Source organism: Flavobacterium filum DSM 17961 (assembly GCF_000425465.1).
GTDB lineage: Bacteria > Bacteroidota > Bacteroidia > Flavobacteriales > Flavobacteriaceae > Flavobacterium > Flavobacterium filum.
The window spans coordinates 247,075-262,721 of record NZ_AUDM01000003.1; the positions used below are offsets into that span (position 1 = coordinate 247,075).

Here is a 15,647-nt window from a genome sequence, read left to right on the forward strand (position 1 = left end):
TTATTTGATGTTAATGTTCATTATCCAAATTTCTTCAAAGTAGGTATTATCAACATTCGTATAGTAAGTGATTAGGGCTTCACTCCAATCCGAATGTTTTTTTAGATACACATACCTGAAATTGTTTTTTGGGTTAATAAAATAATGGGCGTTTATACCTTGTTTTTTTAGCTTTTGAATAAAATCATCAGCAAAAGCAGGTTCAGAAAAAACATTAGCAATAATGTAAAATCCGGGTTCTTGATTTTCTACTTGTAAAAAATTTCCTTTTTTGGCAGTAGCTCTTTTTTTGTCGGTCAGTCTGGAATAGTACTCTTTGATTTCTTCATCGGTTAAAGTAAATTTTGAGTTGGTATTTGTTTTTGGTTCTTCTTTTTTGAGTTGGGAAATTTTAGCTTCCAATTCATTTTGTTTTGAATTATTTTTTTGAGATGACAATTTGATTTCTTCTCTTTTAGTAGAAGACTTCATATTAGATAATTTGTTTTCTAAATCACTTTTACTTTCTTTTTTGGCTGGGCTATTTTCGTTTTTTATAGTTGTTTTTGTGGTGGTTTCGATTGTTTTTTCCTCCGTAACAGTGGTTGATTTTGGTTCACAGTTACAATCTTTTTCAGCAATGGTTTTTTCTAAACGCTCAATGTATTGCATCATGTTGTCAATGCGTTTTTCAAAATCACCCTTTTTTAATTGTTCTTCAGCATCTTGTTTCAAAATGATTTCCAATAGTTTTAGATGTCTTTCATCCAACGTCATTTTTAATTTTTCAACTTCAATTTCTTTGTTGTACGTTTTTGTATCTTCATTTTCCTCATTTTCGTATTCCTCCTCTTCTTCCATTTTAACATTTGCTTTTAAAGGTTTTTTCTTTTTCAAAGCTGTTTTCTTTGACTTTGGAGCCGGTTCAATTACAATCGGTTCTTCAGCAATGTCTTCATATTCTTCTTCCTCTTCTTCCAATTCATCCACTTCTTCTAAAGGTTGTTTGATAGCTTTTGGTTTTTTTGCCAGAACTGTAGTTTTCTTTTTTGGAAGAACTTTTCTTTGCACATTTTCCTCATTTTCTTTTCCGGCAAATCGATAAGAAAGCGTAATTTCATGCGTTGGACCAAAATTTACCAATCCATCGTTTATGACTCTTTCATAGGCATAACCCAATGATAATTTTTTGGTAAAATGAGCTCCAACACCAATATTTACGCCATAAAAATCATCAATCCCGGCTTGCACCCAACCTAAATTTGGGAAGTTGGTTATCACCGAACCACCATACACAAAATCATCCGTTTGATTCATTTTTCCTCTGGCAATCAATCTAAAAAATCCGTTTTCAAACAAGCCTTCTTGGTTTTGCATTTGATGATGATACATTACATGACCGGTATAGGTTTTTTGTGCATATTCTTTTACCATCTTACTGGATTTAAAATCATAATCCACAAAATTTTCAGCATAAACACCAAAATCAAAACTTCCCCATGTTACATTTAAAGCTGGTTTTACTGATAATAAAGAATTATTCCGCAATGCCATTATAGCTGGATCAGGTTCGTTGGTTACGGCTCTGTTTCGATCCACACCACTGTTGTAATACGCAACGTTGAAACCTAATGTCAACTTTACTTTTTCACGAATCGGAATTTGATAGGCATAGTTTCCTACGCCACCAAAACTGGTAATAATTCCTAAATTCTGCTGATAAATTCCAATCCCCACTCCTGCTCTTTCGCCATATTTCCCGGAATAAGAAAGCATATATAATTCAGGAGAATCATCAAATTGAATCCATTGATTACGATGATATAATGTGATATACGAATCATTTTCTCGTACTGCAGAAAAAGTAGGATTCATCATGAATCGATTTAATAATAAAGTGTTTTGTGTTGGTATCGTAAACGTCAATATAGGAGTATCTTGTGCTTGCAAATTTGCAAACACAACACCTGTAAACATTATGATTATCAACTTTTTAAACATTATTATTCGATTACGGTTATAGAACCTCTTTTAATAATTTCGTCATTTTCAGAAATGGTATAGTAAAATACCGGTTCTGTTTTGGCATATTCCAAAGTAGAATTTGGCCAGTTATTTTGATAATTTCTAGCTCTAAAAACGACTTTCCCTTTTGGCGAATAAATAATTACTTCTACCTCTTCTTTGTTCACATATTCATTCGGAATTGACCAAAAATCATTGATTCCATCGCTATTTATTGTAATTACATTTGGTACAACAATGCTTGTGTTTTCTACTACTGTTACGGTGAATGTTTTTGTGAATTCACAATCTCCTATGGTTCCGATAATGGTATAAGTTCCGGCTTGTGAAACAGAAAATGTATTGCCGGTTGCAATGATTTCATTATTTAAATACCAAGTATAATTATCTACACTACTTGCAATAACTTCTCTTGAACCACCTTGAATAATTGTTATCGCGTCGGCTATGTTTAATGTAATTCCATTTGTTGTGATGATATCAATAGCAATAGTATTCGATGAATATGTACATCCATCATAATCAATCGTCATAAAGTAATTTCCGGGTTCAGTTACGGTAATTGAATTTCCGGTACCGATTTCAGCGTTATTTTCAATAGAAAACCAGGTGAGAATATAATCCGGATTTGTAATATCTGATGATAAGGTTACGCTTCCTCCCGATTCGCATAAAACTCCATTAGATGATAAACTAAAATCATCTGAAATACCCAACTTTATTTCTACAACATTTGAAATAACAGAACTAAAACCTGGAATGGAAACGCGTAATTCATATAAACCATTTTCTAAATAAGACGCAATGTTATAAGTTGTAGTAGAGGATGAAAGTACTAATTCTCCATCCTTAAACCATTCATATACATAACCATACGAATTGTTTAAAACGGATATTGTTTCGGATGCACTTACAGCATTAAAGTTTGTAATTGATAACGTTGCTTGTTCACTTTCACAAGGTGAATAACCAGCATTTGCTGCAATTGTTATGTTGAAAGAATCAGGATAAACCAATTCAGTGACCGCCTCTTGTGTTGCATTACAACCCGTTGTTTGTGTAATGTTTACTTTGTAAATACCATTTTGCGTCACATTAATAGATGAACCGGTTTGTCCGCTGATGATGGCATTATTTCTAAACCATTCAAATGTTGGATTCACTGCATTTGTTGTAGCTGTTATTGTTTTAGTTTCTCCCGGAATAATGATAGAAGTTGCCGGTAAATTTAACGTTGCAGTAATACTATTTTGCTGTAAGTTCAAGGTATTAGAAGGAGAAGAACAAGTTCCGATAGATACAATTAAATGATAATTCCCCGGTTGATTGGTAGTATAACTTGATTGAGTGGCACCGGTAATTAATGCATTATTTCTGTACCATTTATAAGTAAATACACTACTATTTACGGTACTGTTAAGTTGTACTGAATTTGTTCCACATAATGTACCATTAGCTGAAATAACCGGCGTTGGAAGCTGTAAAGCAATTGAAACAGCATTTGATTCAATGGGTGTAAAGGTTGGAATGCTTACCCGAAGTTTGTAGGATCCGTTTTCTGTTGCATTATTAATGGTATGCGTTGTTCCGGTAGCTCCTGCAATTGGTGTATTATTCAACAACCATTGGTAGGTGAAGTTTGAATTGGGTAAAGTAACAGGAACATTACCGCTAGCGGTTTGGGCTATGATTGAATTTAATGACAGTGTAGAAGTGGTGACATTACACGATTGATAATCGCCTGAATTTTGAATGGTTACTGTAAATCCAATTGGATATTGAACCACAACGGTTAACTGTCTTAAAAAAGAGCAACCTTGTGTTTCCGTAACCGTAAGTTGATAAGTTCCTGGTTGTGTAACAGTATAATTTGCTGAGTTAGCACCTGCAATTACAACATTGTCTTTTCTCCAAACATAGGTTGGATTTATTGCGTTGTTAACCGAATTAATCTGGAGTTGTTCTCCCGGAATCAAAACTTCTGACGCATTTACATTCCAATCTACTTCTAATTGAATTAATTCTAAAAAGATAGCATTCGATTCAAAAACACAACCTCCAAACGTAATTCTTAACTTATAAGTTCCTTCCTGAGTGGCATTATACGTTGGACCGGTTGCTCCAGAAACGGCAACATTATTTTTAAACCATTGATAGGTATAACTTGTATTTTGATGAGATGAAGTTAATTGTCGCGGAGTTCCATCACAAATAAAATCTGCATTTCCGGCAGAAGAAATGGATAAATTAATTCCGGCAGTTACATTAACGGTCACAATATTGGAATACGAATTCATCACACAACTTCCATAATCTACAATGGCATAATAATTTCCGGATTGGGTTACGGTTAGAGAAGAACCTGTTGCACCTACAACTTCCGCAAAATTTCTATACCATTTATACGTTAAACCGGAATAAAACAAAGGTGAAGCAGCCGTTCCGGTATTATCTACACTCAAAGTTGTATTTCCGCCTTCGCAAAATGAAACGGTACTCACGTTATTATTAATTGAGAAAGGTTGATTATGAACAGCATAATATGCTGAAAATGCAACACTATTTGGACTCGTAACTGCCGGAGCCGTACTTCTAACACGAATTCTGTAGGCTTCTCCTGCAACGGTTGTTGGCATAGCAAATGAAACATTTACCGGAGAAGTAGTACTAGTTGAAGTAGTTAATGTAGTTGGTGAGCTAAAACTTCCGGTAGAATCGGATAATTCTACGATAAATTGGTTTCCGGCTTGAAGATTGGAAACTGGAAAAAATGTAAAACTAAGATTATACGAATTAAATCCTTGTGAAGCACAAGCTTGAGTAAAACCTAATGAAGGAGTTCCAATTACAATGGTTTGAGCATACCCTTCCCCATTGCTGTAGATAAGCAAGGAAAGCAAAGCAGTAAGATAATAGCTTGCAGGGGTAATTTTCCAAACCATAAAACATTCTTCATGTTGGATTGCTCTTACCCCAAAAGCAATCGGTTGTTATTTTTTGTAATTTAAACAGTCACTACACTACATTTAATTACGAAAAAAACGATAAATGGTTTTTATTTTTATCTGTTTTTGGATTTTGTTTTTCTAAAATTATACAAATATTTAGATAGCAAATTAAAATTAACATTAAAATCGATGAACGGTATTCAAGTTTGTGGGAAACCGTAAATTACTGTATTGAAAACCGTAAACGCCTATGTAGTTGGTCGATTATTTAGAAATATACTAACTTTTTAACACCGTTTTTTATAAAATCATTTTTCTGTTAATCGCTATTTTTTTTACGTATTTTTGTGGCTCATTTTTAGGAATTATGTCAGAAGAAAAGTCGCTCAATTTTATTGAACAAATTATCGAAGAAGATCTAAAAAAAGGTTTTTCAAAAGAAAAACTTCGTTTTCGTTTTCCGCCTGAACCAAACGGATATCTTCATGTAGGTCACGCAAGTTCAATTTGTTTGAATTTTGGATTAGGAATTGATTATCAGTCACCCGTGAATTTGCGTTTTGACGATACCAATCCCGCCAAAGAAGAACAAGAATACGTTGATGCCATCAAACGTGATGTGCAATGGCTTGGTTATCAATGGGCTGAAGAACGTTATGCTTCTGATTATTTTCAAGAATTGTATGATTGGGCGGTTGAATTTATCAAAAAAGATAAAGCCTATGTGGATAGCCAATCATCTGAAGAAATGGCTAAGCAAAAAGGCACACCAACGCAAGTGGGAACCAATAGTCCGTTTAGAAATCGTTCGGTTGAAGAGAATCTTGATCTTTTTGAACGCATGAAAAACGGTGAATTTCCGGAAGGAACGCACGTTTTACGTGCCAAAATTGATATGTCTTCTACCAATATGTTGATGCGTGACCCAATCATGTATCGCATTTTGCATAAACATCATCACAGAACAGGAGATAAGTGGTGTATTTATCCAATGTATGATTGGGCTCATGGCGAAAGTGATTATATCGAAGGTATATCACATTCCCTTTGTACACTGGAATTTTTGCCACACCGAGAACTATACGATTGGTTTTTAGACCAAATTTATGATAGTACAAAAGTGCGTCCGAAACAAAGAGAATTTGCCAGAAGAAACCTTTCGCACACGGTTGTGAGTAAACGAAAGTTACTGCAATTAGTACAAGAAGGACATGTTTCCGGTTGGGATGATCCGCGAATGAGTACGATTTCCGGGATGAGAAGAAGAGGATATACACCGGCTTCCATCCGTAATTTTGCTAAAACAATCGGTATTGCTAAGCGTACAAATTTAATTGATGTTTCTCTTTTAGAGTTTTGCGTTCGCGAAGATTTGAATAAAACAGCTCCTCGTGTGATGGCGGTTTTGAATCCGGTTAAGTTGGTTATTACTAATTATCCGGACGGTCAAGAAGAATGGTTGGATGCCGAAAATAATCCGGAAGAAGAAGTTTTGACCTACAGAAAAGTGCCTTTTTCTAAAGAATTATACATTGAAAGAGAAGATTTTCAAGAAGAAGCCAATAAAAAATTTTTCCGTTTAACGTTGGGAACAGAAGTGCGTTTGAAGAATGCTTATATTATCAAAGGTGAAAATGTTGTGAAAGATGCTGATGGAAACATCACCGAAATTCATGCAAGGTATGATGTTGATTCTAAGTCAGGTAGCGGAACAGAAGCCAGTCAACGCAAAGTAAAAGGAACCATTCATTGGGTTTCGATTCCACATGCTGTTGAGGCAGAAGTTCGCGTTTATGACCGATTATTTACACATGAAAATCCGGATGGTGATAAAGAAGTTGACTTTAAAAATTACATTAACCCTAATTCATTAGAAATAATTACCGGATATGTGGAACCAACTTTAAAAGCGACTAAACCGGAAGATAAATTTCAATTTCAACGTTTAGGTTATTTTTGCACCGACAAAGATTCTTCTTCAGAAAAATTAGTTTTTAACAAAACAGTTGGTTTGAGAGATACGTGGGCAAAAGTAGAAGCGAAGGAATAATTTTAAATAATAAATAAAATCAATTAAAAGCCGCATGTTGTTGCGGCTTTTCTTATTATTGTAAAAAATTATTGTTTTCATAAATAAAATAGACAAAAACAATTAAAAACGACTTTTTTAGAAAGGTTTTAAGAAAACAAAAATAATCAGCAATATGATTTTATGCTTTCTATTGTAAAAATGAATTTAAACGCTTCTAATTCGTTTTTCGTGTTTTTTTGTTCATTTTTACTTTCAAAAAACACTAAAATTAGAAATTCTGTGTTTTCCGTGTTTTCTGTGAGAAAAAAAATTTTTTTTTTAAGATTATTCAAATTATCAAAATCTGTGTTCTAAGAAGAAACAGAAAATTTAGTTCAAAAAAAAGAGACCCGAAGGCCTCTTTCAAAATTATGCATGTTCTTCGGTCGTACCGAATTCATCTTTTTTGTTTTTTCCAATTCGAGTGGTGCTATTGGCTTTTTTCATCGCCTCACCTACTTGGTTGCTGGCGGTAAAACTAGCGACCATATTGTTTAGCATATCACTTCCGGCTTGTGGAGAATTAGGTAATAAAATCAAGTTGGAATTAGCATCGGCACCAATCGCTTGTAATGTGTCATAATGTTGTGTAACCACAATCAATGCACTTGCTTCTTGCGAATTTATACCTACCTTATTCAAAACATCTACAGATTCTACCAAACCTCTAGCGATTTCTCTTCTTTGGTCGGCAATACCTTGACCTTGAAGCCTTTTACTTTCTGCTTCCGCTTTCGCTTTGGCTACAATTCTAATTCTTCCGGCTTCTGCTTCGTATTCGGCAGCGGTTTTTTCACGGTCAGCAGCGTTGATTCTGTTCATCGCATTTTTCACTTGAATATCTGGGTCAATATCAGTAATTAATGTATTGATAATGTCGTATCCATAAGTAGTCATTGCCTCGTTTAACTCACGTTTTACAGCAATAGCAATGTCATCTTTACGTTCAAAAACATCGTCTAATTTAAGTTTTGGCACTTCGGCACGTACCACGTCAAAGACATACGAAGTAATTTGATCGTGAGGATATTCTAGTTTGTAAAATGCCTCATAAACCTTTTCTTGAATCACTTTAAACTGAACCGAAACTTTCATTTTAACGAATACGTTGTCTTTGGTTTTCGTCTCAATAATCACGTCTAATTGCTGAATTCTAAGGTTAATTTTACCTGCAATACGGTCAATAACCGGAATTTTCAATTGCAACCCTGAATGTCTGATACTACTGAATTTTCCAAATCGTTCAATTACAGCCGATGTTTGCTGTTTCACCGTAAAAAAAGAAGCTAATAAAAGAAAAACACCTAATACAATAATAATGTAACCAGTCATAAAAAAATAGTTTTATATGTTATGTTATATGATACGAAATTTCTCGTACGTTTGTTACAATTTAATTCAATATTCATGAAAAGATATTTTTTGACCTATATTTTATTGGGTCTAACTACAGTAGCTTTTGCACAGTATGGAAAAGGTGATTATAATCATATTGGTTTAAGTTTGGGTATCAACCAAACGAGTCTTTATACTAGTAATTTCAATACTAAACCTAAAATGAGTTGGACAGGAGGTCTAGCCATCCGTGGAAATTATTACAATAATTTTTCAATGGTTTACGGTATGAATTTCACTGAAAATAAAATGGCAATTGAAACATTTTCAGGATTTTCAGAAAAAGAAGTAGAGTTAAAAATGATGGCGGTTCAAGTACATTTATTGCTTTGTTATAAAATTGCCGGAGGTCCGGTTTCTCTTGATTTTGGTCCGGTTTTGCAATTAAATGGGAAATTAAAATCTAGCACTACTGATGAAAATAATTTTATTGTGGGTAACGAATTGCTTCGCGTTAAAGATATAGAAGATGTAACCCCATTTAATTTTAATCTACATGCAGGAATTACGGGTGGTTTTGAAAATGTTCGACTCAATTTATGTTATCAATACGGCGTGACAAATATTCTTAATAATTTAAATAAACAAGAAGAAGTAAAGCTTTTGGCTGATGGAAAACTCAAAGGAAACCTCGGAGTCATCGCAGCAAATATTATCTTTTATTTTTAAAAAATAAGGCTCCAAATTTGGAGCCTTTTTTATAAAATTGTTATTGCTTTTTCAATCCGTTTAACGGTTTCTTCTTTTCCAATCAATTCAATAATATCAAACAAATGTGGCCCTTTTAAAGCTCCTACAAGGCTTAATCGAAGCGGTTGCATTACTTTGCCCATTCCAATTTCATTGGTGGTCATCCAATCTTTTAAAACGGTTTCGATGTTTAAAGAGGTAAAATTGTCAATCGATTCTAAAACTTCTATCACTTGTTTCATTAAAGCAGGTGTTTCTTCTTTCCAATTTTTAGCTGCTTTTTCGTCGTATGAAGTCGGTGCTTCAAAGAAATAATCCGCTAATTCCCAAAAATCGGACATAAAATTTGCTCGTTCTTTGATTAAACCCACGATTTTTGTCATTTCGAAGAAGGAGAAATCGCATTTTCCTGTTTTTTCTAAAACAATTTTCTGGAATTCATTCACCAAACTTTCATCACTTTGTTTCTGCAAATACTGATGATTAAACCATTTATTTTTCTCCGGATCAAATTTGGCTCCGGCTTTGTGCACGCGATTCAAATCAAATTTTTCCACTAATTCTTCTAATGAGAATAATTCTTGGTCGGTGCCGTCATTCCAACCCAATAAAGCTAAAAAGTTAATGACTGCTTCAGGAAAATAACCTGTTTCTCTGTAACCCGATGAAATGCCTTCTTCTGTTTTCCATTCCAACGGAAATACCGGAAAGCCCATTTTATCCCCATCTCGTTTAGATAATTTTCCGTTTCCAATAGGTTTTAAAATCAAAGGTAAATGTGCAAATTCAGGTGCTTCCCAGTCAAAAGCTTTGTACAACAAATGGTGAAGTGGGAGAGAAGGCAACCATTCTTCGCCACGAATTACGTGCGACGTTTCCATCAAATGGTCATCAACAATGTTGGCCAAATGATACGTTGGCATTCCGTCGCTTTTAAATAACACTTTGTCATCCAGTAAGTTTGTATCAAATTTGATGTCGCCTCGAATGATGTCTTTCAATTCTAAAACCTCATTCACAGGTGTTTTAAAACGTATCACAAAATCTTCGCCGGCAGCAATTCTTCTGTTCGTTTCTTCTGGTGACAACACCAATGAAGTATCTAATTTTTCACGGTTATGCCAATTATAAATAAAGGTTTTTCCTTGTTCTTCGTGCTGTTTACGATATTTATCTAAGGCTTCCGGAGTATCAAACGCATAATACGCCCAACCTGATTGGATCAATTGATCGGCGTATTGTTTATACAAATGCTTGCGTTCACTCTGACGATAGGGACCAAATTTTTCGTTTTTTCCAACCGTTTCAGAAGGTGAAATTCCTAACCATTCCAACGCTTCAAATATGTATTGCTCTGCTCCGGGAACAAAGCGATTTTGGTCAGTATCTTCAATACGCAGATAAAAGACACCGTTATTTTTTTTGGCAAATAGATAATTGAATAAAGCGGTTCTCACCCCACCAATATGCAATGGTCCGGTTGGACTGGGTGCAAAACGAACGCGAACAGGTCTTGACATTTGTATAAATATTTTGGCAAAGATAAGATTTAGTTTGCTTTTTTATGTTGAATAAAAGTTAGTAAACTATTTATTTCATTTCTTCCGGAATTCTCTTGTTCATGATTGAATACCATAGCGGAGGAATAAAAGACAAAACCATGGAAGTGGGATAGCCGAAAGGCAATTGTGGACTTTCCTCATGACATTCTAAAATTTGATATTCTTTGGTTGATTTGTAATGATGGTCGCTATGCCTTGTTAGTTCATATAAAATGATTCTTCCTAAAACATGATTGGAATTCCATGAATGTTTTTCAGAAACGCGTTCATATCGTCCGGAAGGCAACTTTTTTCTTTTCAAACCATAATGTTCAATATAATTGATGGTTTCCAACAAAAGAAAACCTACTATTCCGGCAGAAATCCCCACAAATAAAACTTTTAAATTAAAGAAAGTATATAAGCTTATTAAATAGGTGATTTGGATAATGGTAAACCAAAACATGTCATTTTTTGGAGAGAAAAAAGAAATGGTATCAATTTTATTGATTTTTTTCTGAATTTTCCAAGCTTTTAAATACGTTCCGCTAACGGATTGCCACCAAAAAGAATACAAGCTTTGATTGTATTTTGCCGTTGAAGGATCATCCGGAGTAGAAACATCTAAATGATGACCGTGATTGTGTTCAATAAAAAAATGCGTATAGTGACTCGGAATAAGCAATAGTTTACCTAGAATTCGTTCATAACGTTTTTTTCGATGTCCCAATTCATGAGCAACATTTATTCCGTTTGATCCCAAAATAATTCCTAAACTGAGCACTATTCCTATTAATTCATAAGGTTGTAACGACTTTGTTTGAACGATTGTAAACGTAAAAAAGAGACTTCCATATACAATTAGAACGTTGAGGTACAATAACCAATCAAAAAGCTTATTTTTAAGTCTTTTTTCTTTTTCTTCTTCTGAATAATTGGAATGATCAAGCGGTAGAATGTATTCCAAAATAGGAATTAAAACAAATACAAAAACCAATAAAAAATACGACCACAAACCTTGTTGAAATATACATAAAATTCCAACTAAAGGGATGCTGTATGCCCATAAGTATTTCATGATTCAAATTGTTTTTCTAAAATTATAAAATTCTTTTAAAAACTTTTAACTTTTGACTAAAAAATAAAATTGTACTTTTATCGGTTACAAGTAAAAGCCTTATTATTTTGGAAACAAAGTCGTTGATTTATCAAAAGTTAGAAGCATTTATAAAAAAATATTACACCAACGAATTACTCAAAGGAGTAATTTTATTTGTGGGTTTTGGGTTGTTATATTTCTTTTTTACGCTTTTTGTAGAATATTTTCTTTGGTTAAAACCAACCGGAAGAACCATTCTTTTTTGGACTTTTGTTGGAGTTGAACTTTTCTTATTATCGCGTTTTATATTGTTTCCGCTCTTCAAATTATTCAAACTTCAAAAAGGAATTGATTACAAACAAGCGTCTCAAATCATTGGAAATCACTTTTCTGAAGTAAATGACAAATTAATTAATTTTCTTCAATTGGCGGAAAACAATAAGCCATCAGAATTGTTATTGGCTTCTATAGATCAAAAAGGGAAAACCCTTCAACCTATTCCTTTTGGAAATGCAATTAATTTCAAGAAAAACACTAAATATTTGCCATGGGCAATTATTCCTTTATTGTTTTTAGCCTTTTTTATGCTTACCGGAAATAGCGATATTATTGCCGACAGTATGAATCGTGTAGTTCGTTACAATGAGAAATTTTCGCCACCGGCACCTTTTTCATTTGTGGTTTTGAATGATAATTTACAAACAGAGCAAGGATCAGATTTTATTCTTCAAGTGAAATCTGAAGGGAAAGTAGTTCCTGAAAACGCAATGATTATTATTGGTGATGAAAGTTATTATATGGAAAGTACCAAACCGGGTGTTTTTGAATATCGTTTTACGAAACCTTCAAAAAACATTACTTTTCATGTGGAATCCAATTCGGTTTCTACACCTGATTTGGAACTTTCAGTAGTGGCTGTTCCAACGATTTCAAACTTTGAAATGGTTTTGCAGTTTCCATCTTATTTGAATCGAAAAGCTGAAACGATTAAAGGTTCCGGTAATGCCATTGTGCCGGAGGGAACGAAAGTTAGTTGGAAAGTATCAGCATTAGCAACCAATCAAATTCAATATTTTGAAGGAAGTGCGTATTCCTCTTTTATTGAGAAGGATAATTTGTTTTCTTTCGCTAAAACAATACTACAAAACACAGAATATCAGATTCTTACTTCAAATAGTAAAGTGAAACATTATGAGAAATTGAACTATCAAATAACGACTATAAAAGATCAATTTCCAACCATTTCCGTAAATAACGCTCCGGATAGTTTAAGGGTTCAAAAAAACATATTAATTGGTCAAGTGTCTGATGATAATGGATTACACAAACTTCAGATTGTTTATTATCCAAAAAACAATGAACGAGCAGCGTTAAAATCTACTATTCCGGTTAAAAAGGAATTGTTTGATCAATTTGTGTTTTCTTTTCCTGGTAATTTGCCAATTACAGAAGGGGTAGCCTATGAATATTATTTTGAAGTATTTGATAATGATGCACTTCACAATTTTAAAAGCACAAAATCTTCTATTTTTTCAGACCGTATTAATACTGAAGAAGAGCGTCAGGAAGAGCAATTAAAACAGCAAAAAGACAATATCAATAGTCTAGAAAAATCGCTGAAAAACCAAGAAAAGCAATTATCTGAAATGGATAAATTGCAAAAAATGAGCAAGGAAAAAGAAATCCTTGAATTCAAAGACAAACAGAAAATTAATGATTTCATCAAACGTCAAAAGCAACAAGAAGAAATGATGAAAGAGTTTTCTAAAGAGTTAAAAAACAACCTGAATGAATTCAATAAAAACGATAAAGATCAAAAGAAAGAACAACTTGAGAAAAGAGCCGAAAATATTGAAAAGCAAACAGATGAAAATCAAAAATTGTTAGATGAACTTCAAAAACTTACGGAAAAAATCCAAGATTTAGACGTTCAGGAAAAATTAGATAAAATCAAACAAAACAGTAAAAATCAAGCGAAAAACCTAGAACAATTAGTTGAATTAACTAAAAAATATTACGTTGAAAAGAAAGCAGAACAGCTTACGAAAAAGCTTGATAAATTAGCCGAAAAACAAGAAAATTTATCAAAAGAAGATAAAGAAAACACTTCTGCTAAACAAGAAGAGTTAAACAAAGAGTTTGATAAATTACAAGAAGAACTTCGTGAACTTGAGAAAGATAATAAAGAACTGAAAAAGCCCTTAGATATTCCTTCAGACGAAAAACAAGAAAAGAGTATCGAAGAGGATATGGAAAAAGCATCTGATGAGTTACAGAAAGACCAAAAAGAGAAAGCTAAACCCAAACAAAAAAGTGCCGCTCAAAAGATGAAACAAATGAGCCAGAAAATGTCTGATAGTATGGCGAGTGGTCAAATGGAACAAATGGATGAAGATATTAAAGCGATGCGTCAAATACTTGATAATTTATTAGCTTTTTCCTTTTCGCAAGAAAACTTGATGAAACAATTTAAAGGTTTAAAGAAAGGAGCTCCTTCTTATAATAAGTTTTTAAAGAACCAACAGGATTTAAAGCAACAATTTAAACATGTTGACGATAGTTTGTTTGCGATGTCTTTGCGTAACGAAATGATTACTGAGAAAGTTACTGAAGAAATAGGTAAAGTACATTACAATGTTGATAAATCGCTTGAAACACTTGCAGAAGCAATGATTCCAAAAGGGGTTTCACATCAACAATATACCGTTTCAGCAGCGAATCGTTTAGCTGATTTTCTCTCTGATATTATGAATAGCATGCAAATGTCTATGTCTGGAATGGGCTCCGGAGCCGGTAAACCAAAACCAGGTCAAGGTCAAGGCGGTGGACAATTACCTGACATTATTCAAAAACAAAAAGGGTTGTCTGATAAAATGAAAGAAGGTATTGAAAAAGGCGACAAGCCCGGTGATGGAAAAGAAGGCGAGAAAGGTGACAAACCCGGTGGTAAAGAAGGCGAGAAAGGCGAGAAGGGAGAAAAAGGAAAAGGAAACCAAAAAGGCAATAAACCCGGCGAAGGTAGCGGAGGTGGTCAAGGCAACAATGACGGTGAAGAAAATGCTAGAGAATTAATGGAAATTTTTCAAGAACAACGACGTTTACGTCAACAGTTAGAAGATCAACTTCGTAAACAAGGATTAACACCCGGCGGACAAAAAGTGTTGGATCAAATGAAAGATGCTGAAAAGCAAATTTTGAACAAAGGTTTCAAAAATGAAGTATTACAACGCATGTTGAACATCAATTACGAAATGCTAAAATTAGAAAAAGCAGTTCAACAACAAGGCGAAGATTCTAAACGACAATCTGAAACCAATCAAAAAGAATTTAACAACAAGGTTAAACCGCTTTCGCCAGAAATGCAACAATATTTAAATAGTGTTGAGATTTTAAACAGACAAAGCTTACCTTTGCGGCCAAATTTTAACCAAAAGGTTCAAGAATACTTTAAAACAAATGATTAGTTTTAATTACGAAACCGATTTTGAACTCAGTAGCGAATCTGATTATGCTTCCTGGATTCAAAACGTGATTACATCCGAAAACAAAGAGGAAGGAGACATCAACTATATTTTTTGTGATGATGAATATTTACACAAAATAAACGTTGAATACCTCAATCACGATACGCTGACCGATATTATTAGCTTTGACTATAGTGAAGGAAATTTTTTACACGGAGATATTTTTGTTTCTGTAGAAAGAGTGACTGAAAACGCAAAAGAATTCAATGTTTCTTTTGAAAACGAATTGAAAAGAGTAATGGCTCATGGCGTACTTCATTATTGTGGCTATAAAGACAAAATCAAACAAGACGAATTGTTAATGCGTCAAAAAGAAGATGAAAAAATCAAAATGTTCCACGTGGAACATTAAAACAACAAAAAGCGTGAATTGTT

General features: G+C 33.7%; 9 protein-coding genes. 4 read left to right on the top strand and 5 right to left on the bottom strand.

Features of this window, described 5'->3' with window-relative positions; genetic code table 11:
* Together H601_RS15960 and H601_RS0101175 are read right to left on the bottom strand one after the other, a co-directional pair.
* Positions 1-1,980 (bottom strand): PorP/SprF family type IX secretion system membrane protein, encoded by a 1,980-nt coding sequence (locus tag H601_RS15960; protein ID WP_051220617.1) that lies wholly within the window; start codon positions 1,978-1,980, stop codon positions 1-3.
* Between the two features lie 2 nt (positions 1,981-1,982).
* Complete coding sequence (locus tag H601_RS0101175) at positions 1,983-4,946, bottom strand: T9SS type B sorting domain-containing protein (RefSeq protein WP_026709815.1); 2,964 nt, start codon at positions 4,944-4,946, stop codon at positions 1,983-1,985.
* A 370-nt stretch (positions 4,947-5,316) separates the two neighbouring features.
* Between H601_RS0101175 and H601_RS0101180 the strand changes: the two genes are divergently transcribed.
* Positions 5,317-7,002 (top strand): glutamine--tRNA ligase/YqeY domain fusion protein, encoded by a 1,686-nt coding sequence (locus tag H601_RS0101180; RefSeq protein ID WP_026709816.1) that lies wholly within the window; start codon positions 5,317-5,319, stop codon positions 7,000-7,002.
* Between the two features lie 390 nt (positions 7,003-7,392).
* Here the strand turns inward: H601_RS0101180 and H601_RS0101190 are convergent, their stop codons facing one another.
* Complete coding sequence (locus tag H601_RS0101190) at positions 7,393-8,355, bottom strand: SPFH domain-containing protein (RefSeq protein WP_026709817.1); 963 nt, start codon at positions 8,353-8,355, stop codon at positions 7,393-7,395.
* 75 nt (positions 8,356-8,430) lie between these two features.
* Between H601_RS0101190 and H601_RS0101195 the strand changes: the two genes are divergently transcribed.
* Complete coding sequence (locus H601_RS0101195; protein WP_026709818.1) at positions 8,431-9,087, top strand: outer membrane beta-barrel protein; 657 nt, start codon at positions 8,431-8,433, stop codon at positions 9,085-9,087.
* Positions 9,088-9,116: 29 nt separating this feature from the next.
* On the opposite strand, the gene gltX is transcribed toward H601_RS0101195, so the two are convergent.
* Together gltX and H601_RS0101205 are read right to left on the bottom strand one after the other, a co-directional pair.
* Complete coding sequence (gltX, locus tag H601_RS0101200) at positions 9,117-10,628, bottom strand: glutamate--tRNA ligase (RefSeq protein ID WP_026709819.1); 1,512 nt, start codon at positions 10,626-10,628, stop codon at positions 9,117-9,119.
* Positions 10,629-10,698: 70 nt separating this feature from the next.
* Positions 10,699-11,727, bottom strand: coding sequence for an alkane 1-monooxygenase (locus tag H601_RS0101205; protein WP_035655307.1), 1,029 nt, complete (start codon positions 11,725-11,727; stop codon positions 10,699-10,701).
* Between the two features lie 107 nt (positions 11,728-11,834).
* On the opposite strand from H601_RS0101205, the gene H601_RS0101210 reads away from it, so the two are divergent.
* Together H601_RS0101210 and ybeY are read left to right on the top strand one after the other, a co-directional pair.
* The gene (locus H601_RS0101210; RefSeq protein ID WP_026709821.1) at positions 11,835-15,212 is read left to right on the top strand and encodes a glutamyl-tRNA synthetase; all 3,378 of its coding nucleotides are present in this window, start codon (positions 11,835-11,837) and stop codon (positions 15,210-15,212) included.
* A complete protein-coding gene (ybeY, locus tag H601_RS0101215; protein WP_026709822.1) occupies positions 15,205-15,624 on the top strand; it encodes an rRNA maturation RNase YbeY in 420 nt (139 codons plus the stop codon). Before H601_RS0101210 ends, ybeY begins: the two co-directional genes overlap by 8 nt.
* The last annotated feature ends 23 nt before the right edge of the window (positions 15,625-15,647 follow it).